This window comes from Collinsella aerofaciens (assembly GCF_039752775.1).
Lineage (GTDB): Bacteria > Actinomycetota > Coriobacteriia > Coriobacteriales > Coriobacteriaceae > Collinsella > Collinsella aerofaciens_R.
Window position 1 is genome coordinate 1 of the sequence record NZ_JBDMGT010000009.1, and the last position, 23,500, is coordinate 23,500.

At 61.6% G+C, this 23,500-nt stretch carries 22 protein-coding genes and 1 pseudogene; 20 read left to right on the forward strand and 3 right to left on the reverse strand.

Features of this window, described 5'->3' with window-relative positions; genetic code table 11:
- The first annotated feature begins 424 nt into the window (after nucleotides 1-424).
- The 14 genes and pseudogenes from rplC to ABHR63_RS03740 all read left to right on the forward strand — a co-directional run bounded on the left by rplC (nucleotide 425) and on the right by ABHR63_RS03740 (nucleotide 8,553).
- Complete coding sequence (rplC, locus tag ABHR63_RS03675) at nucleotides 425-1,045, forward strand: 50S ribosomal protein L3 (RefSeq protein ID WP_035137484.1); 621 nt, start codon at nucleotides 425-427, stop codon at nucleotides 1,043-1,045.
- A gap of 46 nt (nucleotides 1,046-1,091) precedes the next feature.
- Nucleotides 1,092-1,718: a 50S ribosomal protein L4 gene (gene rplD / locus ABHR63_RS03680; protein WP_006235032.1), complete on the forward strand. Its 627-nt coding sequence runs from the start codon at nucleotides 1,092-1,094 to the stop codon at nucleotides 1,716-1,718.
- On the forward strand, nucleotides 1,719-2,006 hold the full coding sequence (gene rplW / locus ABHR63_RS03685) for a 50S ribosomal protein L23 (protein WP_006235033.1): 288 nt from the start codon (nucleotides 1,719-1,721) through the stop codon (nucleotides 2,004-2,006).
- A gap of 179 nt (nucleotides 2,007-2,185) precedes the next feature.
- Nucleotides 2,186-3,016, forward strand: a complete 831-nt coding sequence (gene rplB / locus ABHR63_RS03690) for a 50S ribosomal protein L2 (protein WP_022094198.1) — start codon at nucleotides 2,186-2,188, stop codon at nucleotides 3,014-3,016.
- 32 nt (nucleotides 3,017-3,048) lie between these two features.
- Nucleotides 3,049-3,309, forward strand: a complete 261-nt coding sequence (gene rpsS, locus ABHR63_RS03695) for a 30S ribosomal protein S19 (RefSeq protein ID WP_006235035.1) — start codon at nucleotides 3,049-3,051, stop codon at nucleotides 3,307-3,309.
- 14 nt (nucleotides 3,310-3,323) lie between these two features.
- Nucleotides 3,324-3,695, forward strand: a complete 372-nt coding sequence (gene rplV / locus ABHR63_RS03700) for a 50S ribosomal protein L22 (RefSeq protein WP_006235036.1) — start codon at nucleotides 3,324-3,326, stop codon at nucleotides 3,693-3,695.
- A gap of 6 nt (nucleotides 3,696-3,701) precedes the next feature.
- Nucleotides 3,702-4,412, forward strand: coding sequence for a 30S ribosomal protein S3 (gene rpsC, locus ABHR63_RS03705; RefSeq protein ID WP_006235037.1), 711 nt, complete (start codon nucleotides 3,702-3,704; stop codon nucleotides 4,410-4,412).
- Nucleotides 4,412-4,828 (forward strand): annotated as a pseudogene (gene rplP, locus ABHR63_RS03710) (50S ribosomal protein L16); the annotation flags it as partial. The gene rpsC and the pseudogene rplP, both read left to right, overlap by 1 nt.
- An 86-nt stretch (nucleotides 4,829-4,914) precedes the next feature.
- Entirely contained in the window at nucleotides 4,915-5,130 is a 216-nt protein-coding gene (gene rpmC / locus ABHR63_RS03715; protein ID WP_006235039.1) for a 50S ribosomal protein L29, read from the forward strand.
- Nucleotides 5,131-5,146: 16 nt separating this feature from the next.
- A complete protein-coding gene (gene rpsQ / locus ABHR63_RS03720) occupies nucleotides 5,147-5,407 on the forward strand; it encodes a 30S ribosomal protein S17 (protein ID WP_006235040.1) in 261 nt (86 codons plus the stop codon).
- 118 nt (nucleotides 5,408-5,525) lie between these two features.
- A complete protein-coding gene (gene rplN / locus ABHR63_RS03725; RefSeq protein ID WP_006235041.1) occupies nucleotides 5,526-5,894 on the forward strand; it encodes a 50S ribosomal protein L14 in 369 nt (122 codons plus the stop codon).
- Between the two features lie 13 nt (nucleotides 5,895-5,907).
- Nucleotides 5,908-6,213 carry a 50S ribosomal protein L24 gene (gene rplX / locus ABHR63_RS03730; RefSeq protein WP_006235043.1) on the forward strand — a complete coding sequence of 102 codons (306 nt, stop codon included), beginning with the start codon at nucleotides 5,908-5,910 and terminating at the stop codon, nucleotides 6,211-6,213.
- Between the two features lie 510 nt (nucleotides 6,214-6,723).
- Nucleotides 6,724-7,803 (forward strand): Gfo/Idh/MocA family protein, encoded by a 1,080-nt coding sequence (locus ABHR63_RS03735; protein WP_346964928.1) that lies wholly within the window; start codon nucleotides 6,724-6,726, stop codon nucleotides 7,801-7,803.
- A gap of 3 nt (nucleotides 7,804-7,806) precedes the next feature.
- Nucleotides 7,807-8,553: a DeoR/GlpR family DNA-binding transcription regulator gene (locus ABHR63_RS03740; RefSeq protein ID WP_055309388.1), complete on the forward strand. Its 747-nt coding sequence runs from the start codon at nucleotides 7,807-7,809 to the stop codon at nucleotides 8,551-8,553.
- Nucleotides 8,554-8,976: 423 nt separating this feature from the next.
- Here the strand turns inward: ABHR63_RS03740 and ABHR63_RS03745 are convergent, their stop codons facing one another.
- Nucleotides 8,977-9,636, reverse strand: coding sequence for an RluA family pseudouridine synthase (locus ABHR63_RS03745; protein WP_232049565.1), 660 nt, complete (start codon nucleotides 9,634-9,636; stop codon nucleotides 8,977-8,979).
- Between the two features lie 15 nt (nucleotides 9,637-9,651).
- Entirely contained in the window at nucleotides 9,652-12,144 is a 2,493-nt protein-coding gene (locus ABHR63_RS03750) for a U32 family peptidase (protein WP_346965872.1), read from the reverse strand.
- A 300-nt stretch (nucleotides 12,145-12,444) separates the two neighbouring features.
- Between ABHR63_RS03750 and ABHR63_RS03755 the strand changes: the two genes are divergently transcribed.
- Nucleotides 12,445-12,822 carry a RidA family protein gene (locus ABHR63_RS03755; RefSeq protein WP_035137477.1) on the forward strand — a complete coding sequence of 126 codons (378 nt, stop codon included), beginning with the start codon at nucleotides 12,445-12,447 and terminating at the stop codon, nucleotides 12,820-12,822.
- Nucleotides 12,823-12,946: 124 nt separating this feature from the next.
- Here ABHR63_RS03755 and ABHR63_RS03760 read toward each other — a convergent pair whose 3' ends face one another.
- Nucleotides 12,947-13,603 carry a helix-turn-helix transcriptional regulator gene (locus ABHR63_RS03760; RefSeq protein WP_271761154.1) on the reverse strand — a complete coding sequence of 219 codons (657 nt, stop codon included), beginning with the start codon at nucleotides 13,601-13,603 and terminating at the stop codon, nucleotides 12,947-12,949.
- Nucleotides 13,604-13,954: 351 nt separating this feature from the next.
- On the opposite strand from ABHR63_RS03760, the gene ABHR63_RS03765 reads away from it, so the two are divergent.
- The 5 genes from ABHR63_RS03765 to xdh all read left to right on the forward strand — a co-directional run bounded on the left by ABHR63_RS03765 (nucleotide 13,955) and on the right by xdh (nucleotide 23,330).
- A complete protein-coding gene (locus ABHR63_RS03765; RefSeq protein WP_117745829.1) occupies nucleotides 13,955-15,349 on the forward strand; it encodes a uracil-xanthine permease family protein in 1,395 nt (464 codons plus the stop codon).
- Between the two features lie 196 nt (nucleotides 15,350-15,545).
- Nucleotides 15,546-16,901 carry a putative aminohydrolase SsnA gene (gene ssnA, locus ABHR63_RS03770; protein WP_195503601.1) on the forward strand — a complete coding sequence of 452 codons (1,356 nt, stop codon included), beginning with the start codon at nucleotides 15,546-15,548 and terminating at the stop codon, nucleotides 16,899-16,901.
- A 148-nt stretch (nucleotides 16,902-17,049) separates the two neighbouring features.
- Nucleotides 17,050-20,049, forward strand: coding sequence for a putative selenate reductase subunit YgfK (ygfK, locus tag ABHR63_RS03775; RefSeq protein WP_346964930.1), 3,000 nt, complete (start codon nucleotides 17,050-17,052; stop codon nucleotides 20,047-20,049).
- Nucleotides 20,050-20,060: 11 nt separating this feature from the next.
- On the forward strand, nucleotides 20,061-20,540 hold the full coding sequence (locus ABHR63_RS03780) for a 4Fe-4S binding protein (RefSeq protein ID WP_055309382.1): 480 nt from the start codon (nucleotides 20,061-20,063) through the stop codon (nucleotides 20,538-20,540).
- Nucleotides 20,541-20,552: 12 nt separating this feature from the next.
- Nucleotides 20,553-23,330 carry a selenium-dependent xanthine dehydrogenase gene (gene xdh, locus ABHR63_RS03785; RefSeq protein WP_346964931.1) on the forward strand — a complete coding sequence of 926 codons (2,778 nt, stop codon included), beginning with the start codon at nucleotides 20,553-20,555 and terminating at the stop codon, nucleotides 23,328-23,330.
- Nucleotides 23,331-23,500 lie beyond the last annotated feature (170 nt).

Sequence of the window (23,500 nt, forward strand, 5' to 3'; positions counted from 1 at the left end):
CGTTCCCAGTGTGCGGCGGAGGGGGCGGGCCTGAGACATATTAAGGTTGTCGCGAGTTCCGCACGAACAGGAGAGCACTTAATGTGCTCTCCGTCGTGAGCAGGACTGTAGAGCAGCAACCTTAATATGTCTCAGGCCCGCCCCCTCCGCCGCACACTGGGAACGTGCCACGCACTTTACCTGCGTAAACAATGTGAGTGAAATATGAATCTCGATGGATACGCCCGCAGCCGTGTATACTAAACAGCTGTGTGAAACCAGGGGAGTATTCTGGCTGGACAAAATGCCTGCTTAATAGGGTTGTCAGGTAGTCCGGGCGAAATACAAGGCTGGGGAGCACGTCGTGTAAGTAGTGGTCCTCTAGGGGCGTACGCTCGGTGGTGTACGCATTGTCCCAAGACCACGCGAGAGTTGGGATCATATCTTGATCAGCATGATTCTCGGCCGCAAGATTGGCATGACCCAGGTTTGGGACGAGGACGACAACGTCGTTCCCGTCACGGTCATCCAGGCTGGCCCCTGCGCTGTCTCGCAGGTTAAAACTCAGGCAACCGACGGCTATGATGCCGTCCAGATCGGTTTCGGCGACATCAAGGCCAAGAACGTGAACAAGCCCATGGCTGGTCACTTTGCCAAGGCTGGCGTCGAGCCTGTCCGCTTCCTTCGTGAGGTCCGCGTCGAGAACGGCGAGGAGCACAAGGTCGGCGAGGTCGTCACCGTCGCTGATTTCGCTGATGTCGAGAAGGTCGACGTCATCGGTACCTCCAAGGGTAAGGGCTTCCAGGGTCGCATCAAGCGCTGGGGTCAGCGCCGCGGTCCTATGACGCATGGTTCTCACTTCCAGCGTCACCCCGGTTCTATCGGTCAGTGCGCCTATCCTGCACGCGTCCTCAAGGGCGTCAAGATGGCCGGTCACATGGGTAACGAGCGCGTTACCGTCAAGAACCTTTCCGTTGTCCGCATCGATGCCGAGCAGAACCTCATCTTGGTCAAGGGCGCTGTCCCGGGTGCCAAGAATGGTCTCGTCGCCATCCGTATGGCCTAAGGGCCCAGCCCATTTAGCCCAGCGTCATACCAAGGAGAACACTTAAATGGCAAAGTTTGAAGTAAAGAACAGCGAGGGCAAGAAGGTCGCCGAGGCCGAGCTCGCCGCTGAGGTGTACGGCATCGAGCCGAACATCCACGTTATGCACCACATCGTCAAGTGCCAGATGGCCTCTTGGCGTCAGGGCACCCAGTCCGCTAAGGGCCGCTCTGAGGTTTCCGGTGGCGGCAAGAAGCCTTGGCGTCAGAAGGGCACCGGCCGTGCCCGCCAGGGTTCCATTCGTGCTGCCCAGTGGCGTCACGGTGGCGTTGTCTTCGCCCCCAAGCCCCGTTCCTACGCTAAGCGTATGAACAACAAGGAGGTCAAGCTGGCTATGCGCTCCGCGCTGTCCGCCAAGCTGGCCGATGGCGAGCTCGTGCTCGTCGACGACTACGGCTTCGAGAAGCCTTCCACCAAGGCTGCCGTTGCCATGCTCAAGGCTCTCGGCCTTGAGGGCAAGCGTCTGACCATCATCGTTCGCGATGAGGACGTCAACGCCTACCTGTCGTTCCGCAACATTCCCAAGACGTTCATCATCACCGCCGACGAGGCCAACACCTACGATCTCGTCAACAACAACGCTGTGCTGATGCCCGCCGACATCGCCGCTCACTTCGGGGAGGTGCTTGCTTAAATGACCGCCCACGAGATCATCATCCGTCCGATCGTGTCCGAGCGTTCCTTCTCCGGCATGGAGCAGAACAAGTACACGTTCGAGGTCGCCAAGGATGCTAACAAGTATCAGATCAAGGACGCTGTCGAGGAGATCTTCGGCGTCAAGGTCGTTCGCGTGAACACCCTGACGGTCAAGCCCAAGACCAAGCGCGTGCGCTATGTCGCCGGCAAGACCCGTTCTTGGAAGAAGGCCATCGTCACGCTGGCCGAGGGCGACACCATCGAGGTCTTTGGCAACCAGGCCTAAGACTCGCTGCTGTTGAGTGAGCTCATGCCTCCCAAATAGGGGAGGCGAGAGCTCAAGGTTTTGGGCGTATAAAATGGACACGCCCGGAACCGTGTATACGTCCGGTGTCATCGCACCCGAGGCAGAACCTCGAATCCCTGTCTGCGATGGCTAACGGATTCCTATTGAAAGGGATTGTAATGGCTGTAAAGCACCTTAAGCCGACCTCCGCTGGTAGGCGTTGGCAGACGATCTCCGATTTCTCCGAGATCACCTGCACCAAGCCCGAGAAGTCTCTTCTCGAGCCCCTGCCCAAGAAGGCCGGTCGTAACAACAACGGCCGCATCACCACCCGCCACCAGGGCGGCGGCGTGAAGCGTCGTTACCGCGTGATCGACTTCAAGCGCAACAAGGACGGCGTGCCCGCCAAGGTTGCCACGATCGAGTACGATCCGAACCGTTCCGCTCGCATCGCTCTGCTGCACTACGCTGACGGTGAGAAGCGCTACATCCTGGCCCCCAAGGGCCTCGAGGTCGGTCAGACCATCATGTCCGGTTCTGACGCCGACATCAAGCCGGGCAACGCTCTGCCCCTCGCCGACATCCCCGTCGGTACGCTCATCCACGCCGTCGAGTTCCAGCCGGGCAAGGGCGCCGCTATCGCCCGTTCCGCCGGTAACTCCTGCCAGCTGATGGGTAAGGAGGGCAAGTACGCCATCGTCCGTATGCCTTCCTCCGAGATGCGCCGCATCCTCGTTACCTGCCGCGCCACCGTCGGTGAGGTCGGCAACGCCGATCACTCCAACATCGTCATCGGCAAGGCCGGCCGTAAGCGTCACATGAACGTGCGCCCGACCGTCCGCGGTACCGTCATGAACCCTGTCGACCACCCGCACGGCGGTGGCGAGGGCAAGAACCACACCTCTGGTCGTCCCTCTGTTACCCCCTGGGGTAAGCCGACGAAGGGCCTTCGTACGCGCAAGAAGAAGAAGGTCTCGAACCAGCACATCATTCGTCGCCGTAAGAAGTAATTTCGGATACCGAGTTTTAGGAGAAAGCACTTATGAGCAGAAGTCTCAAAAAGGGCCCGTTCGTGGAGACTCGCCTTCTCTCGCGTATCACCGCGATGAACGAGGCTGGCAAGAAGGACGTCGTGAAGACCTGGTCCCGCGCGTCCACCATCTTCCCCGAGATGGTTGGTCACACCATCGCCGTCCACGACGGCCGCAAGCATGTGCCCGTGTATGTTACCGAGTCCATGGTTGGTCACAAGCTCGGCGAGTTCGCGCCGACTCGTACGTTCCGTGGCCACAAGGCCAAATAGGGGGTTAACCGTAAATGGCAACTAAGTCTATTGAAACTGAGGCCACCGAGGTTCGCGCCGTCGCTAAGTACGTGCGTGTTTCCCCCAGCAAGGCCCGCCTGGTGGTCGATCTGATCCGCCGCAAGCCTGTCGCTCAGGCCTTCGACATCCTCCACTTCTGCGACCGCGCCGTCGCCGTGGATGTCGAGAAGGTTCTCCGTTCCGCCGTTGCGAACGCCGAGAACAACAACGGTCTGCGTGCCGACAACCTGGTTGTCGCCGCTGCCTATGTTGACGAGGGTCCGACGCTTAAGCGCATCCGTCCCCGCGCCAAGGGTTCCGCTTCTCGCATTCTGAAGCGTACTTCCCACATCACCGTCGTCGTTGCTCCTCGAAAGGAGGCGTAAAGCTGTATGGGTCAGAAAGTCTACCCCACCGGCTTCCGTCTTGGCATCACCGAGAACTGGCGCTCCCGCTGGTTCGCAGAGAAGGATTACGCTAAGACCCTCGGTAACGATCTCGAGATCCGCAAGTACCTCGAGAAGCGTCTTTCCCGCGCAGCTGTCTCCCGCGTCGAGATCGAGCGCGCTGGCGACAAGGTGAAGGTCATTATCCTCACCGCTCGCCCCGGCGTTGTCATCGGTAAGAAGGGTGCCGAGATCGATACCCTCCGCACCGAGCTCGAGAAGGTCGCTGGCGTCTCCAAGGGCCAGCTCTCCGTCGACGTTGTCGAGATCAAGCGCCCCGAGCTCGACGCCAACCTCGTTGCTCAGTCTATCGCCGAGCAGCTCGAGGGCCGCGTTGCCTTCCGTCGCGCTATGCGCAAGGCTGTCCAGTCCGCCCGCAAGGCCGGCGCTAAGGGCATCCGTATCCAGTGCTCCGGTCGTCTCGGCGGTGCCGAGATGGGCCGTCGTGAGTGGTACCGCGAGGGTCGCGTGCCTCTGCACACCCTCCGTGCCAAGATCGACTACGGCACGGCTGTCGCCAGCACCACCATGGGCGCTTGCGGCGTGAAGGTCTGGATTTACCTGGGCGAGAAGCTCCCGGGCCAGCCTGTTCCCAACCCTGCACTCGAGGGCTCTTCCCGTCCTCGTCGTCGTAACTCCGAGAGGAGGGGTCAGTAGTGCTTGCCCCTAAGCGTATTCTTCACCGCAAGGTGCAGCGTGGCTCCATGAAGGGCCAGGCCAAGGGTAATACCGAGCTGCATTTCGGCGAGTTTGGTATCCAGGCTCTCGAGGCCCATTGGATCACCAACCGTCAGATCGAGGCCGCTCGTATTGCCATGACCCGCTACATGAAGCGTGGCGGTCGTGTCTACATCACGATCTTCCCCGATAAGCCCATCACCAAGAAGCCTGCCGAGACTCGCATGGGTTCTGGTAAGGGTAACCCCGAGGAGTGGGTGGCCGTCGTCAAGCCCGGCCGCATCATGTTCGAGGTCAAGGGTGTTCCCGAGGAGGTCGCTCGCGAGGCTCTGCGTCTTGCGCAGCACAAGCTCCCCATCAAGACCAAGATTGTTGCTGCCAAGAACGCTGAGCAGCGCATCGAGAAGGAGATGGCTGAGGAGGCCGCTCTCGAGGCCAAGTGGGCTGCTGAGGACGCCGCCGCCGCCAAGGAGGAGAACTAATGAAGCCCGCAGAGATTCGTGAGCTCTCGGACGCTCAGCTCGTTGAGAAGCTGAAGGAAATGCGCGCCGAGCTCTTTAACCTTCGTTTCCAGATGGCCACCAGCCAGCTGGACAACACCGCTCGCGTCAACACCGTGAAGAAGGACATCGCTCGCGTCCTCACGGAGCAGCGCGCCCGCGAGATCGCAGCGGAGAAGTCCGCTGTCGCCGAGTAGGACCTAAGGAGAGAACATGACTGATTCGCGTAACTCGCGTAAGGTCCGTACGGGTGTCGTTACCTCCGTCTCCGGTGCCAAGACCATTGTTGTCACCATCACCGAGCGCAAGCGTCACCCCAAGTACGGCAAGATGATGACCAGCTCCAAGAAGCTGCACGCTCACGACGAGGAGTGCACGGCTGGCGTGGGCGACACCGTCCGCGTTATGGAGACCCGTCCTATGTCCAAGATGAAGCGTTGGCGCCTCATCGAGGTCGTCGAGCGCGCTAAATAAGCAGTCGCTCTTACGACTTGTACGTTTCCGAAGATGTGCGTATGCCTGGCTTGCATACCACAGGCCGTATAAAGGCAGCGCACCTCTCTTCGGTTCTTAGTTCGGAGGAACATCTACCATGATTCAGATGCAAACCATGCTGAACGTCGCCGACAACTCCGGCGCTCGCAAGATTCGCTGCATCAAGGTGCTTGGCGGTTCCAAGCGTCGTTATGCAGGCATCGGCGATGTGTTCATCGGTGCTGTCCAGGAGGCTACCCCTGGCGCCAACGTCAAGAAGAAGGACGTTGTCCGTTGCGTCGTCGTTCGCACCGTTAAGGAGATCCGCCGCAAGGATGGCTCCTACATTCGCTTTGATGAGAACGCCTGCGTTGTCATCAACAACGATGGTTCGCCCGTCGGCACCCGTATCTTCGGGCCCGTCGCTCGCGAGCTTCGTGACAAGAAGTACATGAAGATCGTCTCGCTCGCTCCCGAGACCCTGTAGTTAGGGGAGATATATGTATATCAAGAAGGGCGATAAGGTCCAGGTTCTCTCTGGTAAGGATCGCGGCAAGCAGGGCGTTGTCCTGCGTGCTCTCCCCGCCGAGAACAAGGTCGTTGTCGAGGGCGTTTCGGTCGTCAAGAAGGCCGTCAAGCCCAACGCTGCCAACCAGCAGGGCGGCATCGTTTCGCAGGAGGCTCCTATCGACGCCTCCAACGTCAATCTCGTTTGCCCCGAGTGCGGTAAGGTTACCCGCGTCGGTCACGAGAAGGACGGCAAGAACAAGCTGCGCGTCTGCAAGAAGTGCGGCCACAAGTTCTAAGCTGCCCGCAACATCAAGTTGCTAGCAAAGGCCCGGATGCCCCACGGCACCCGGGCCTTTTTCTATCCCTACTCATTGGGGACAGACTTAAATGAGTGGCCGTTGAAATGCCGGCACCTGGGGGCGTTCATTTTCTGTCGGCAGCTGGGGACGACCATTCATTGGGGACAGACTTAAATGACCAGTCGTTGGGGGGACAGTCTCTATGTGCCGGCAGTTTGGGACGATCCTTTGATGTCTGATGCCCCCAGAGGGGTGAAGTAATACAGCTGGGTCTGTCTTTTAGGGCTTTGGTGTTCCGCCCCTTTATGTTTCACAAGGATCGTCGCATGCGCATTTACGCGCATAGCCTTGCGCGACAATGCGCATAGCCGCGCAAACATCTGCCAACTATGGCTAAATAATGACCGATAAGCAAATAAATACGCAAACACGAGCAGATACGCGCGCAATTGTGCGACTATAGGTTTGTTAGAAATGAAGGACTTCCGATGACTCAGGAGGCACATCATGGCAGATTCCAAACAGGCTCCGCTCGACGCCGAAGCAGCCGCAAAAGCAGCGTTCACTTCGGTCCAGGACAAGCCATTCCCCGATGATATCTTTACGGCTCCCGAGCTTCGTTGGGCTGTGATCGGGTGCGGCGTTATCGCCAACCAGATGGCCCAGTCTCTCGCTCTTGCCGGTCGCAAGCTTGCGGGCGTCGCCAACCGCACGCTGTCCAAGGCTCAGGCTTTTGCCGAGCAATATGGCATCGAGAAGGTCTATGAAACGGTCGAGGACCTCTACGCCGATCCTAACATTGACGCAGTCTATATCACCACGCCGCACAACACGCATATCACCTACCTGCGAGCCGCTCTGGCAGCTGGTAAGCACGTACTCTGCGAGAAGGCCATTACCCTCAACTCTGCCGAGCTCGACGAGGCCCGTGCCATCGCCGACGAGCACAACGTGGTCCTTATGGATGCCACCACGGTGCTCCACATGCCCTTGTATCAGGAGCTGCGCCGCCGCATGGATGCCGGCGACTTTGGACGCATGAACCTCGCCCAGCTCAACTTTGGCAGCTACAAGGAGTACGGCGACCTGACCAACCGCTTTTTCAATCGCAACCTTGCTGGCGGTGCCATGCTCGATATTGGCGTCTATGCCCTGTCCGTCATGCGCCTCTTTATGGCAAGCCAGCCCGCTGAGGTCGTTTCGCTGGGCAACACCTGCGAGACTGGCGTTGACGTCGCGGGTGGCATCGTCTGCCGAAATGCCGAGCAGCAGCTGGGCGTCGTGAGCCTTACGCTCCACTCCAAGCAGCCCAAGCGCTCGGTCATCAGCTTCGACAAGTGCTACATCGAGGTCAATGAATATCCGCGTGCCGATCACGCGACCATCGTGTGGACTGCGGACGGCCACCGCGAGGAGGTCCACGCCGGCACCGAGGCTTACGCCCTGTGCTATGAGATGGCCGACCTGGAGAAGGCCGTTGCCGGCGACGACTCCAAGCGCGAGCTGCTGGATTATGCTTCTGATGTTATGGAGCTTATGACCAAGCTCCGCGCCGACTGGGGAGTTGTGTACCCCGAGGAGGAGTAAGCGATGCTTGCGGAAGATAGGCTCAACGCGATCGTGTCGATGGTGCAGCAGGCCGGCTCGGTTACCGTGCCGGAGCTTGCCGAAGCCCTGGGCGTGACGGCGTCTACCATTCGGCGCGACCTGCAGACGCTCGACCGAGCTCATCGCATCGCCAAGGTCCACGGTGGAGCGACGAGTCTTGAGCGCGCGCACGTGACGCGCGACCTAACGCTTAATGAGCGCAGCGACCTCCATAACGACGACAAGGAGCGTATCTGCGCCCGTGCGGCGGCGCTTGTGGAGCCCGAGAGCTTTGTATACATCGACTCGGGCTCGACGACGCTCAGGCTCATCGAGCATCTTCCACACCTTGAAGATGTCACCTATGTGACCGATTCCGTGCTCCATGCTCAGCACCTTGCTTTGCGCGGCATGCGTACCGTGGTGTTGGGCGGCGAGCTCAAACCCGAGACCGAGGCGCTCGTTGGCCCCGATGCCTTGGCAACCTTAGACCGCTACAACTTCAACTGTGGCTTTTGGGGCTCTAACGGCATTGCCGCCGAGCAGGGCTTCACGGCGCCCGATATCGAGGAAGCACAGGTCAAGCGTATCTCGATGCGCCATACCGCCAAACGCTTCGTAATCTCGGACGCCAGTAAATTTGGCATGGTGGCGCCCGTCAAGTTCGCGGACTTCCGCGACGCAACGATTATTACCGCAGGCGAGGTCCCCGCCAAGTACCGGGCAATGGACAACGTCATCACTGTCTAACAGCGAGACAAGGCCAAAACCACCACGAAGGTGCCTGTCCCCATTGTGGTGGTTAGTAACGAAAACCGAGTAGTTTTCTCAATAGAAAAGCGGCAACGTCCATCACGGGCGTTGCCGCTTTCGTTGTCTGCCGGTTTGTCTAAGTCTGTAACAACTGGACCGTTAAAAGTGGGCTAGGTGTTACAGATTGAGATACTTCCGAACCGCGCCGTCCCTTTGTCTCAATCTGTAACATCTGGGACTGATTTTGCCGAGCTACTGTTACAGATTGAGATTTTCCCTTAAGGGGGATTTGAATGTCTCGATCTGTAACAGATAGACCGGAAAATGGGTTCTAACTGTTACAGATCGAGACGTTTTGGGACCGCGGTTGAACCATTGCGGCAAAACCACCACAAAGGTGCCTGTCCCCATTGTGGTGGTTTAGGGCTCCCAGGGGCAGGGGGCTTCGATGTGGATGTGCTCGCCGGTTACGGGATGCGTGAAGGACACGCTGTGGGCGTGGAGCATCAGGCCGCAGGGGCGCGGCGTTCCGTACAGGTCGTCGCCAACCAGGGGATGATGCTCGCTTGCCAGGTGCACACGGATTTGGTGCTTGCGGCCGGTGAGCAACTCGACATCGATATACGAGCGCGCGGGCAGGCCACGACGGCTCTTAAGACGTTTGAGCACCTTCACGCGAGTTTGAGACGGCTTGCCGCTGGCGCCGACGCGCATCTTTCGGCTGTCGTGACGGTCGCGGGCGATGGGCTTGTCGATGAGCTTCTCGTTCCAGTCGATCTTGCCCTCGGCCAGCGCCAGATAGTGCTTTTCGAAGGCGTGGTCGATCACCATCTGGTCAAAGGCGGGCTGCGTCTGTTTGTCGAGCGAAAACAACACCACGCCGGTGGTGTTGCGGTCCAGGCGGTTGAGCGGCTGCATGTCGGTCGCGGCAAAGCCGTCACCCATCGCCAGCAGCAGGTCGCTGGCGTAGTCGGTGAGCGTGCGCTCGCCGGTGCCGTCGCCGTGGACGATCATGCCGGCGGGCTTGTCGATGGCCATGAGCCAGGCGTCGCAGTAAAGGACTTGAGGTTCTTCGTTCACGTGTAAGCCTTTCGGTTAGCTGATTCCCACAAACATGCAGCCCGAGGTCGCCCCGCGCAGGCGGGCGGCGGGCTTGCGGCCGGCCTGCGCTGCTTCGACGGCACGACGGACGCGGGCGACGGCACGGCCCACCTCATCCGCCTCGAGCAGCGTTCCGTCCACCATGAGACGACGCACGCCGGCATCGAGCAGCTGAGCAACCTGCGGCGTGAGGTCGATGGGGTAGGCATCGTACAGGCGAGAGCGGCCGTGAGTGTCGGTGCGGACGGGCATGACCTTGCCGTCGATATTCTTGAGCGAGAGCTTGCGGGCACGCAGGCGGCAGTTGGCACAATCGTGGATGCAGCCGTTGGCAACCTGCAGAATGCAATGCTCGCTCGTCATGACGCGCGGGCGGCCAAAGACGGTGATGCCCAGAGCCGCGGGCGCGGTGGCGCCGAGCGAGACAATCTCGTCGAGCGTGATCTCGGGCGAGAGCCAAAACGCACCGGCTCCGCGCTCGGCAAGCGCCTCCATGCAGGGCGTGTTGTGCACCGGCAGGCAAGAGCGAATCTCGGCCGTGGCGCCGGCATGCGCGGCTACGGCGAGCTCGGAGATATTGCCGACGGCGACGGTGGCTCCGGCATTGATCCAGGGATCGACGCGCTCGTGGTCGACGGTGCGGCAGACCTCGTCGAGTACGGGCACGATACCCTGCTCAAATGCATCGGCAGGGGAGAGTCCGACAGTCTCGAGCGCGTCGGTGGTCATATAGATGCGCGCGGCGCCCTCGGCGCGAGCTGCCTCGGCGGCTTCGAGCGTGGTGACGGTGGCGCAGATATGCGGCTCGTCGCGGTAATGCTCGGGCATGGCGTGCGTACATTTGTCGAGTACCGGCAACTCAAGCGTTTTCGCGCGCTCCTCGTACGGCGCCAGAATGGCCTCCTCCAATGCTTTACAGGCGGCGGCGCGCACCTTGTGCACGGCGGAGAAGCCCATACCGCAGCCGGCGTCGAGCGAAACGTCAAAGCTCGCGGCCTCAAAGGGCGAGGAGCCCATGCGGCCTACATGCTCAACCAGATCGGACGCTTCGACGGCGCGGGTCTTGGCGGCCTCGACGGTAAAGCCGGTCGCAGCGGCAGCGAGCGTGGGGTCGTCGCAGCAGGTGAGCGTCACGGTAAACGGCTCGCCCAGACGCGCCACGACGGTCACGTCTACGGCGCGGCGGCGCAGCACATCGCGTTTGAGCGCGGCGCCGGCGGCGTCGATAGCGCGCTGGCTTCGAATCACGCGTACACGGCAACCCTCGGGCATGCTACGGGGCACGCGGCACTCGATGATGTCGCCGGCAGCGGCATCCTCGGCGGCAATGGTGGTCAGGAACTGGTCAAACTCATCGTCGTGACGAAGCTCCAGCAGGTCACCCTTGCCCACGGGCTCAAACAGCTCAATGCGGGCGATGGCAGCGCGGCGACGGCGGTCGTCGGGCTTGAGCCCGCGCACATCGCGGTTGGACAGGCGGCTGCCGAGCACCGTGCCCACGATCTGGCCGCGGTTGTTGGAACGCTCGTAGCTCATCATCTCGTCACCCGAGGTACCGTCTTGGTAGGCGTGCGTAAAGTCGCGGTTGAAGCAGCGTTTGAGCTGGCGCTGGCGGGCGGCGTCCTCGTCCTTATCTACGGCGACCCCGGCCAGCATGTCATCAATCTGATGACGATACACGTCGACGATGGAATATACGTAATCGGGGGCTTTCATGCGGCCTTCGAGCTTGAGCGATGCGGCGCCGGCGTCATACAGACGGCGAACGAGCTGCGAAGTATTGGTGTCGCGCGGGCACAGCGCGCGCTCGCGACCGGCAGGGGAGAGCGAGCGGCCGTTCTCGTCAATCAGCTCGTAAGGCAGGCGACAGGGCTGAGCGCACATGCCGCGGTTGGCCGAGCGGCCCGCCATGGCAAAGCTCGACAGCAGGCACAGGCCCGAGTAACAAAAGCAGATGGCGCCGTGGCTAAAGACCTCAAGGTCAACGTCGGGCGCGGCATTGTGAATGGCAGCGATTTCGTCGATGGAGAGCTCGCGCGAGAGGGTCACGCGGTCGGCGCCCTGCTTGCGGCACCAGATAGTCCCACGGTCATCATGGATGTTCGCCTGGGTCGAGATGTGTGTCTCGATGCCGGGCATGGTGCGCTTGACCTCAAAGAACAGGCCCCAGTCCTGGATAATGAAGGCATCGGCGCCCAGCGTGGAGCAGCGGTGGATGAGTTGCAACGCATCGCCCATCTCGGACTGCTTGATGACGATGTTGACCGTGACGTAGACGCGCGAGCCGGCCAGATGCGCGGCGCGGCAGGCCTGCTCAAAGGCCTCATCGGTAAAGTTGGTTGCCTTGCGGCGGGCGTTGAAGCTGCCCATGCCGCAGTAGATGGCGTCTGCCCCGGCAGCGAGTGCGGCGGCAAAGGGCTCGGGGCCTCCGGCGGGGGCCAAAAGCTCGGGCCTGCGGTTGGTGGTTCGACTGGCGGTTGCGGTCATATCCTGCCTTTCAAAATGCTCAGATATTCAAAAGTATAGTGGCGTCGCTGCGGTGGGCGACGCCCGTGCTCCAAGCTGGATAAAGTCCTCAGCAGCTTGGACTGGCTGCTCCACATGAGAACCGTTCAGCGGTTCGGGGAAACCGTTGGGCGATAAAATATTCTCGCAACGTGATAATAATCTTGCATTGCGCGGAAACCTTGAGTACTATCCCAAATCAAGCGCGGTGTTCAGACCGAATTGTGCCTCCCGGTGTGAACGCCGCGCTCACGCTCTCTATCTGATCGTAAGGAGAAAAACATGAGCAAGACCGTCGTGTCTTCCGATAACGCACCTGCAGCCATCGGCCCGTATTCCCCCGGCATCCAGACCGGCAACATGGTGTTCCTGTCCGGCCAGCTGGGCATCGACCCCGCAACCGGCAAGATGCCCGAGGGCGTCGAGGCCCAGGCTAAGCAGTCCCTTGCTAACGTCGAGGCCCTGCTGACCGCTGCCGGCGCCACCTTTGCCGATGTCGTTAAGACCACGGTCTATCTGGCCGACATTGCCGACTTCGCTGCCGTGAACGAGATCTACGCCTCCAAGTTCGAGGCTCCGTTCCCCGCGCGCAGCGCTTTCCAGGTTGCCGCCCTTCCGGCCGGCGGTCTGGTTGAGATTGAGGTCGTCGCCGCTCTCTAAGGGGTTGGCAACAACTAAACATGACATGCAAAAAGACCCTGCAGTGCGTGTGAACTGCAGGGTCTTTTGTCAAGCGATGCGACAAAAATGATCCGTTTTCCTCCGTCCCCAAGGAGTCAGCGGGTTAGCCTTCCTTGCGGACTTTTTGCAGGTAGCGGTAGACGCTGGGCTCCGAGATGCCCAGCGCGGTGGCGGCGCAGGCTACGGCGCCCTTGAGCATGAACACTCCGTTGCCGTTGAGGTGGCGAATGACTTCCACGCGGTCGCTTTGACCAAGCGACGTCACATCCAGCCCGCGAGCGCTCAGCAGCTCGGAAATACTGCGGTCGATGAGCTCCTGCGTGGACTCCGAAAGGCTTTCGACCTCGATGGGGGAGGGCTCGGTGCGTGCGGGAGCGGCGTCAAAGCAGGCCATAAGCTGCTGGGCCATGGCACTGATGTTGCGCACGGCCGAAAGATCGGTGTTGACGCAGAGCATGCCGACGATCTCGCCGTCCTCGCGAATGAAGTACGTCGCCGACTCCAGCGTCTTGCCACCGGCACCGCGGCCTTCGTAGCCCGTAATGAACGGCAGATCGCGATATTTACCATCGTGCATGATCTTGAGTGCCAGATCGGTGGCGGGACCGCCGACCTTACGGCCGCTCACGATGCCGTTGCGAATATCGACGATGGCGTGGTCGGGATCCGAGAAATCGTGCAGCACGATTTCGCTGTTCTTACCGAGTACCTGCTCCAGGAAATCGACCATCGGCAAAAAGCGGCGTACGGTCTCGTTCACGGGCAACTCCTTTGGGTTCTATCGAAGTGTTCATAACAATTTTTTATCATGGTAACACGGTGTCTATTGACTCGTATATCCGCAGGTACATTGCGTAATACAGACGAACGGTAGGAATTTAGCGGTAAACGGTTGACCAAAAGAAAAGTAAGATGTCATTTTGACCAGACACTTTCCTGACCTGCGGAAATGCATTATCTCAGCTGAAGAATAGTCTGATAACAAAAAATTATTATTGAGAATGAGAATCATCTTTAATACGATATGCAACGAAGGCACAACCTCAACCCCGCACTGCGTCACAATAGAGCGTTAGATGCGAAAACAACTATTTCGAGGATTGGTGGTCAAATGACCCAGGAGACGGTTACGAACGGCACTGAAGCCCTGTTCACTCGCGAAGGCATGCCGCCCGTTAAGGAAATGATCCCGTGTGCCCTTCAGCATGTACTGGCATCGTTTGCCGGCATCATTACCCCGGCGGTCATCATGGCCGGCGTCTACGGCTTTAATAGCCAGCAGAGCACCGACATCATTCAGGTTGCACTCATTCTTTCGGCGATCGACACGGCCCTTCAGGCCTTCGCTCCCTTCCGTCGCATTGGCGGCGGCCTGCCCATCGTCATGGGCGTTTCGTTCGCGTTCCTGCCGGCCCTTCAGGCCATGGGCGCCTCGGGCTTTAGTTTTGGCGCGCTGCTGGGCGGCGAGATCGTTGGCGGTGCCGTCGCGGTCCTCTTTGGTCTGGCCTACAGCAAGATTAAGTGGCTGTTCCCGCCCGTCGTGACCGGCACGGTCATCTTCTCCATTGGCGTCTCTCTCTATCCCACGGCCGTCAAATACATGGCCGGTGGCATGGGCACGCCGTTGTGGGGCACCCCGCAGGCATGGTGCGTCGCTCTTATCACCTTCGCCGTCGTCTTCGCGCTCGCCAACTTTGGAAAGGGCACGCTCAAGCTGGGATCCGTGTTCTTTGGCATGATCGTTGGCATGATCGTTTCGATCCCCTTTGGCATGATCGACTTCTCCAGCGTCGCCACCGCTCAGGTCTTCGCTCTTCCCAAGCTCATGCCCTACGCGCTCGAGTTTGATCCCGAGGTCTGCATTACCCTCGCCGTCGTGTTCCCCATGGTTGCCATCCAGGTTATCGGTGACGTCTCCGCCGCCTGCCTGGGCTCCATCGACCGTATGCCCACCGAGCGCGAGCTTTCCGGCGCTATCGTGTCCCAGGGCCTCACTTCTATGGTCGGCGGCCTGCTGGGCGGTCTTCCCACCAGCGCCCTTGGCCAGAACGTGGGCATCATCTGCTCCAACAAGGTCGTCAACAAGTGGGTCTTTGTGATCATCGCGGCCGTCTTTGCCATCGCCGGTCTGTTCCCGCAGCTCTCTGCCGTGCTCTCCGCCATCCCGCAGCCTGTTATCGGCGGCGCGACCGTCGGCGTCTTTGGCACCATCACCATGAACGGTGTGCGCATGTTCACCCGCGAGGGCCTCACGCAGCGCACCACCACCATCGTCGGCACCTCCGTTGTCTTTGGCTTGGGTATCTGGATGGCCAGCGGTTGCCTTGCCGGCGAGGGCATGCCCACCTGGGTGTCCACCGTCATCGGCTCCAACGCCGTAACCCCCACCGCCATCATGGCCATCGTGCTCAACCTGATCCTTCCGCAGACGCCGGTCGTGGCTCAGCACATCGATGCCGCCAAGGATGCCGCTGTGAATCTGGTCCTGCCCGAGAGCAAGAAGTAACCAATTCGGTGCTATTCGCCGGCGGACGCATCGCCTCGTCCGCCGGCGCCATGCGGCGCCAAGCCGCACTTCAAAGGGCTCGTCCCTTTGGTGAAGCGTTGACGGGAGAGGGCCCGTTTCCGGTGTAGGCCGGCGCTTCGCACTTCCGCCATGTCAGAGGTGTCAAACCCCGCCCCTGATGTTGAAGGGAGCATTTATGCTTCTGGTCGCTAACGGTTCCGTCTTTACCCGCAACGCTCAGACTCCGTTCATTCCCAACGGTGCGGTCGCCATTGACGGAGATACGATCGTCGAAGTGGGCCCCGAGCGCGAGCTCAAGGCCAAGTACCCGGATGCCGAGTACGTCGACGCCCAGGGCAACCTCATCATGCCCGGACTTATCAACTGCCACACCCACATCTACTCGGGTCTGGCCCGCGGCCTTGCCATTAAGGGCTGCAACCCCACCAACTTCCTGGAGAATCTTGAGCAGCAGTGGTGGAAGATCGACGACAACCTGACGCTCGACGGCACCAAGGCCAGCGCCTATGCCACGATTCTGGATTCCATCCGCGACGGCGTCACCACGATCTTCGATCACCATGCGAGCTTCTGCGAGATTCCGGGCAGCCTCTTTACCATTAAGGACGCCGCTCAGGAGCTGGGCATGCGTTCGTGCCTGTGCTACGAGGTCTCCGACCGCCGCGGTCAGGAAAAATGCGACCAGGCCATTGCCGAGAACGCCGAGTTTGCCCAGTGGGCCGCCAAGGAGCGTCGCGATAACGACAACCACATGATCGCCGCCATGTTTGGCGGTCACGCCACCTTTACGCTTTCGGACGAGACCATGGACAAGATGGCCGAGGCCAACAACGGCCTGACCGGTTTCCACATCCATGTGTGCGAGGGCATGAATGACGTGTGGGACTCCCGCCTCAACCGCGGCGGCATCAGCCCCGTCGAGCGCCTGCTGCAGCACAACCTGCTCGGTCCCGACACCATGCTCGGCCACTGCATCCACGTGACACCTGCCGAGATGGACATCGTCAAGGAGTCCGGCACCTGGCTCGTCAACAACCCCGAATCCAATATGGGCAACGCCGTGGGCTGTGCCCCCGTGCTCGAGTTCTTCCGCCGCGGCATTCCCGTGTGCATGGGCACCGACGCCTACACTCACGATATGCTCGAGAGCCTTAAGGTCTTCCTGATCATTCAGCGCCACAACGCCGCTATGCCCAACGTGGGCTGGTGCGAGGCCATGACCATGCTGTTCGAGAACAATGCCAAGATGGCGAGCAAGTACTTCGATCGCAAGCTTGGTGTGCTCGAGGCCGGCGCTGCCGCCGACGTCATCGTTATGGACTACAAGCCTTTTACGCCGTTGAGCGAGGAGAACATCGACGGCCACATGCTCTTTGGCATGATGGGCAAAAACTGCCGCACCACCATCATCAACGGCCGCGTCCTGTACAAGGATCGCGAGTTCGTTGGCATTGATGAGGACAAGATCAACGCGTGGACCATGGCCGAGTCCAAGAAGCTCTGGAGCACGCTCAACGATCGCGCCTACTAATTACAAGTAGATTCGCGCGCGTCGGATGTTTCGCCGCATCCGACGCGCGTATAGGCGACCTCCGCGGGGTCGCCGGCGCTGTGCTAGCGCTACACCGTATTTGCGCCCGCCGCGCGGTCTCGCCGGGCGTTACAGAGAGGAGCTCACTATGAGCGACATCATGAGGCCGATCCCGTTTTCGCAGCTGATGAACTGGATCATCGAGGAGCACAAGACTCAGGGCGCCGTCTTTGGCGTGCGCAAGATGGTCACGACCAACCAGGAGGGCGCGCTTCCCATTTTTGACGAGCGCATCGAGACTCCGTTTGGCCCGGCCGCCGGCCCCAACACGCAGCTTGCCCAGAACATCGTGGCATCCTACGTGGCCGGTTCCCGCTTCTTTGAGCTCAAGACCGTTCAGGTTATGGACGGCGAGGAGCTCTCCAAGTGTGTGAACAAGCCCTGCATCGTGGCGCAGGACGAGTGCTATAACTGCGAGTGGTCGACCGAGCTCGAGGTTCCGCAGGCCTTTGCCGAGTACGTGAAGGCATGGTTTGCCTGCCACCTCATCGCTCGCGAGTACGGCCTGGGCAGCCCGGACGGCTTTGTCTTCAACATGTCCGTGGGCTATGACCTCGAGGGCATCAAGAGCCCCAAGGTCGACGCCTACATCGAGGGCATGAAGGACGCCAGCGGCTCCGAGGTTTGGAATGAGTGCCGCACGTGGGCGCTCGCTAACCTGGACAAGTTTGAGCATGTTGACGCCGCGTTTGTCGAGTCCATCCCGGCGCGCGTCTCCAACTCCATCACCGAGTCTACCCTGCACGGCTGCCCGCCGGCCGAGATCGAGCGCATCGCGACCTATCTGATCACCGAGAAGGGCCTCAACACCTACATCAAGTGCAACCCCACGCTGCTGGGCTATGAGTTTGCACGTCAGCGCCTCAACGAGCTGGGCTTTGACTACATCGTCTTCGATGACACGCACTTCCGCGAGGACCTGCAGTGGGCCGATGCCGTGCCCATGTTCGAGCGCCTGATTGCCCTGTGCGCCGAGCGCGGCCTGGAGTTTGGCGTCAAGCTCACCAACACCTTCCCCGTCGACGTGACGAGGAACGAGCTGCCTTCCACCGAGATGTACATGTCCGGCCGTTCGCTGTTCTCGCTGACCATCGAGGCTGCCCGTCGCATTACCGAGCAGTTCGATGGCAAGCTGCGCATCAGCTACTCCGGCGGTGCTACGGTCTACAACATCCGCGCCCTGTACGATGCCGGCATTTGGCCCGTCACCCTGGCGACCGACGTGCTCAAGCCCGGTGGCTACGAGCGCTTTAGCCAGATGGCCGGCGAGTTTACCGACCTGGATGGCAAGCCGTTCGCGGGTGTCTCTCTCGAGGCTGTGACTGCGATCCAGACCGACTCACTCACCAACCCGCTCTACAAGAAGCCGCTGCGTCCGCTGCCCGACCGCAAGGTCGCCGGCAAGAGCCCTCTTTCCGATTGCTTTACCACGCCGTGCCGCACGAGCTGCCCCATCCAGCAGGATATTCCCGCCTACCTGGCGGCCGTTGACGAGGGCCGCTACGAGGACGCACTCAACATCATCATCGAGCGCAACGCCCTGCCGTTCATTACCGGCACCATCTGCCCGCATCCCTGCGGCCGTGCCTGCGAGCGTGCGTTCTACGAGCCCGAGGGCGCCCAGATTCGCGCCAGCAAGCTCAAGGCCGCCCGCGAGGCCATGACCGCCGTGCTGCCCAAGCTGCGCGCCCAGGCCATCGCCAACGACGGCGAGCGCAACGTTGCCGTTATCGGCGGCGGCCCGGCCGGCCTGGCGACGGCGTTCTTCCTGACGCGTGCCGGCGTGCCCGTCACCATCTTTGAGGCCCGCGATTCGCTCGGCGGCGTGGTCCGTCACGTGATTCCCGAGTTCCGTATCGCGAGCGACGATATCTCCCACGATGCCGAGCTCTGCCTAGCCTTTGGCGCCAAGGTGCAGCTCAACGCTCGCGTTGATTCCATTGACGAGCTCAAGGACCAGGGCTTTACCGACGTGGTCGTGGCCACCGGTGCCTGGATGCCCGGCTCTGCGGGCCTGGGCGAGGGCGCCGAGCTCGACGTGCTGGAGTTCCTCGAGGCCGCCAAGAAGGGCGAGAAGCTCGAGCTGGGCGAGGACGTCGTGGTCATTGGCGCCGGCAACACCGCCATGGACGCGGCCCGCGTGGCCAAGCGCCTGGCCGGCGTGAAGAACGTGCGCCTGGTCTACCGCCGCACCAAGAAGCAGATGCCCGCCGATGAGGAAGAGCTCGATCTTGCTCTTGCCGACGGCGTTGAGTTCTGCGAGCTGCTGGCACCTAAGGCACTCAACGGCGCCGTGCTGACCTGCGATGTTATGGAGCTTGGCGAGCCGGATGCAAGCGGCCGCCGCAGCCCCGTCGCCACGGGCGAGACTGTTGAGCTTCCCGCCACCACGGTGATCTGCGCCGTGGGCGAGGGCATCGACGCCAGCCTGTACGATGCCGCGGGCGTCGAGCACGACCGTCGCGGCCGCCTTGCCGCTACCTCCACCGGCGTCGAGGGCGTCTGGGCTGCGGGCGACTGCCGCCGCGGTCCTGCCACCGTGGTCGAGGCTATCGCCGATGCCGCCGAGGTCGCCCGTGCCATCGCCGACGTGGACTTTAACAAGTACGCCGACTGCAACGAGCAGGCCGGCCGCGAGGACACTTGCTACGAGCGCAAGGGGTCGCTGTGCCGCGACAAGCGCAACTGCACCAAGACCCGCTGTCTGGGCTGCGGCTCGGTGTGCGAGGTCTGCTGCGACGTGTGCCCCAACCGCGCCAACGTGGCCGTTAAGGTGCCGGGCCTGGCCAAGCATCAGGTCGTCCATGTCGACGGCATGTGCAATGAGTGCGGCAACTGCGCCGTGTTCTGCCCTTACCAGGAGGGTCGTCCCTACAAGGACAAGCTCACCCTGTTCTGGAGCGAGGAGGACATGGAGAACTCCGAGAACGAGGGCTTCCTGGCCGTGGACGAGGACCACTTTAAGGTTCGCGTCGCCGGCACGGTCCGCACCGTCTCGGTCGATGCCGTCAACACCGGTCTTCCCGAGGCCGTCCGCCTGACCATCAGGGCTGTGCGCGACAACTATTCGTACCTTCTTAAGAAATAGGCGAGTCTCTTATGGCCAAATCCATTCAACATAACGTGGCCTACGTTGCCTGCGGAAGCGGTTGCGCCTCCGCAGGCGGCGACGCCCACTGCAGCGAAGGCTGCATTGGCTGTGGCGCCTGCGTCACGGCCTGCCCCCACGGCGCCATTGCGCTGGTCGATGGCATCGCCCGCGTGGACCGCTCCAAGTGCACGGGCTGTGGCCTGTGCGGCATGGCGTGCCCGCAGCGCGTGATTGCCTTCGTCCCCGGCTACCAGAACATTCTGGTGCGCTGCAACAACACCGATAAGGGCGCCATTGCGCGCAAGGTCTGCGACACGAGCTGCATCGGTTGCGGTATGTGCGCCAAAAAGTGCCCTGCCGGCGCTATCCGCATCGAGGACAACTGCGCCCATATCGACGGCGTGGACTGCCTGTCGTGCGGCATGTGCGCCGTCGTCTGCCCGCATGGCGCCATCCACGACCGCACCGGCATCGCCGCCGGCGTGTAGAAGGGAATCACCATGGCACAGGAATTCACTTTTACCGTTAACGGCGTCGAGTGCACGACGACTCAGAACAAGCCACTGCTGCGCTATCTGCGCGACGACCTGCACATTCACTCCGCCAAGGACGGCTGCTCCGAGGGCGCCTGCGGCACCTGCACCATTCATGTGGACGGTGCGGCCGTCAAGGCGTGCGTGCTGACCACCGCTCTTGCCGCCGGCCGCAACATCGTGACCGTCGAGGGCCTGCCCGAGGACGTGCGCGAGGCCTTTGTGTACGCCTTTGGCGCCGTGGGCGCCGTGCAGTGCGGTTTTTGCATTCCCGGCATGGTCATGGCGGGTGCGGCGCTCATCGCCGAGGACCCCGAGCCCACCGAGGAGCAGATCAAGTACGCCATCCGCGGCAATGTCTGCCGTTGCACCGGCTACAAGAAGATTATCGAGGGCATTGCGCTGGCCGCTGCGGTGCTCCGCGGCGAAAAGCAGATCGACGAGGACTTGGAGCGCGGCGATGACTACGGCGTGGGCAAGCGCGCCTTCCGCATCGACGTGCGCAAGAAGGTGCTCGGCGAGGGCAAGTACCCCGACGACATCGACGAGATCGACCAGCCGGGCCTGACCTATGCCAGCGCCGTGCGCTCCAAGTATCCGCGCGCCCGTGTGCTCTCCATCGATACCTCCAAGGCCGAGGCCCTGCCCGGTGTGGTGGGCATCCTGCGCGCCGAGGACGTGCCGGTCAACCAGGTCGGCCACCTTATCCAGGACTGGGACGTCATGATCGCCCAGGGCGATATCACCCGCTGCGTGGGTGACGCCATCGTGCTGGTGGTTGCCGAGGACGAGGCGACGCTCGAAAAGGCCAAGAAGCTCGTAAAGATTGATTACGAGCCGCTGGAGCCCGTGCGCAACATTGTCGAGGCCAGGACTGCCGACGCCCCACGCCTGCACGACAGCTTCTTTGCCTTTGGCAACACGGTGGAGCTCAAGGACAATGTGTGTCAGAGCCGTCACGTGACGCGCGGCGACGCCGCCAAGGCGCTGGCGGAGAGCGCATTCACCGTGACGCAGCGCTTTACCACGCCCTTTACCGAGCATGCCTTCTTGGAGCCCGAGTGCGCCGTGGCGTTCCCGTATAAGAACGGCGTCAAGGTGCAGTCGACCGACCAGGGTGCCTACGACACGCGCAAAGAGTGTGCCCACATGTTTGGCTGGGACAACGAGCCCGAGCGCGTGGTCGTCGAGACTATGCTCGTGGGTGGCGGCTTTGGCGGCAAGGAGGACGTGTCCATCCAGCACCTGGCCGCGCTCGCCGCATATAAGTTCCAGCGTCCCGTGAAGTGCAAACTCACGCGCGCCGAGTCGCTCGCGTTCCATCCCAAGCGCCACGCCATGGACGGCACCTTTACGCTGGGTTGCGACGCCGAGGGCAACTTTACCGGCCTAGATTGCGAGATCAACTTTGACACCGGCGCCTACGCGTCGCTGTGCGGCCCGGTGCTCGAGCGCGCCTGCACGCATGCCGTCGGCCCCTACAAGTACCAGAACACCGACATTCGCGGTTATGGCTACTACACCAACAACCCGCCCGCCGGCGCGTACCGCGGCTTTGGCGTTTGCCAGTCCGAGTTTGCGCTCGAGAGCCTGATCGACTTGCTGGCAGAGAAGGTCGGCCTGGATCCGTGGGAGATCCGCTACCGTAACGCCATCGAGCCGGGCGAGGTTTTGCCCAACGGCCAGATTGCCGACTGCTCCACGGCGCTTAAAGAGACGCTGCTCGAGGTCAAGGATGCCTACTATGCGCATCCCGGACACGCCGGTATCGCCTGCGCCATGAAGAACGCCGGCGTGGGCGTAGGCCTGCCCGATGCCGGCCGCTGCAAGATTCGCATCGAGGACGGCGTGGCTGTGGTCTATGCCGCCACGTCCGACATCGGCCAGGGCTGCAACACCGTCTTTTTGCAGGACGTTGCCGAGGCATGCGGCCTGCCGCTTCGCTGCATTGCCAACGGCGAGTGCTCCACCGAGAACGCTCCCGACTCCGGCACCACGTCTGGCTCGCGTCAGACGGTCGTGACCGGCGAGGCCGTGCGCGGTGCCGCCTTCCTGCTGCGCGATGCCATGCTTGATATCGAGGCCGGCAAGTCTGCGCCCGCCGCTCCCGTGAATGCGCATGGCGACGGCGTCAAGATCGAGTACGACGACGGTCGCGCCTATCAGCTGCACACGCAGGAGCTCGTCGCCGGCCAGGGTATGCATCCTCAGGATCCCGCGGCCGCCATCAAGGCGCTCGAGGGATGCGAGTTTGGCTACGTGTACCTGGAGCCGACCGACAAGCTGGGCGCCGACGTTCCCAATCCCAAGAGCCACATCTGCTACGGCTTTGCCACGCATGTGGTCATTCTGGACGATGACGGTCGCGTGAGCGAGGTCTATGCCGCGCACGATTCCGGCAAGGTGGTCAACCCCATCTCCATCCAGGGTCAGATCGAAGGCGGTGTGCTTATGGGTATGGGCTATGCGCTTACCGAGGACTGGCCGCTCAAGGACTGCGTACCCCAGGCAAGGTACGGTACGCTCGGGCTGTTCCGTGCGCCCGAGATTCCGGATATCCACGCCATTTACGTGGAGAAGGACGAGCTGTTGCCCGTGGCATATGGCGGCAAGGGCATCGGCGAGATCGCGACGATCCCCACGGCGCCCGCCGTACAGAACGCCTATCGCGCATTCGACGGCAAGCTGCGTCCGGATCTGCCCATGGTGGATACGCCCTACAGCCGCGCCCGTCACCGCGGGTAGGGTAGGGCGCGGACGACCATTGCTGACGGGCCGTTCGCGCTCAGCATCAACTACATACGCTGCGCCTTTGGCCCCGGCTCCATCGCGAGCTGGGGCCTTTTGTTTGGAGCGGAGACAGCATCCCGGAATTCGGGCAATCCGGTGGTCAGGGGTTGAGCGAGCGTCGCGCT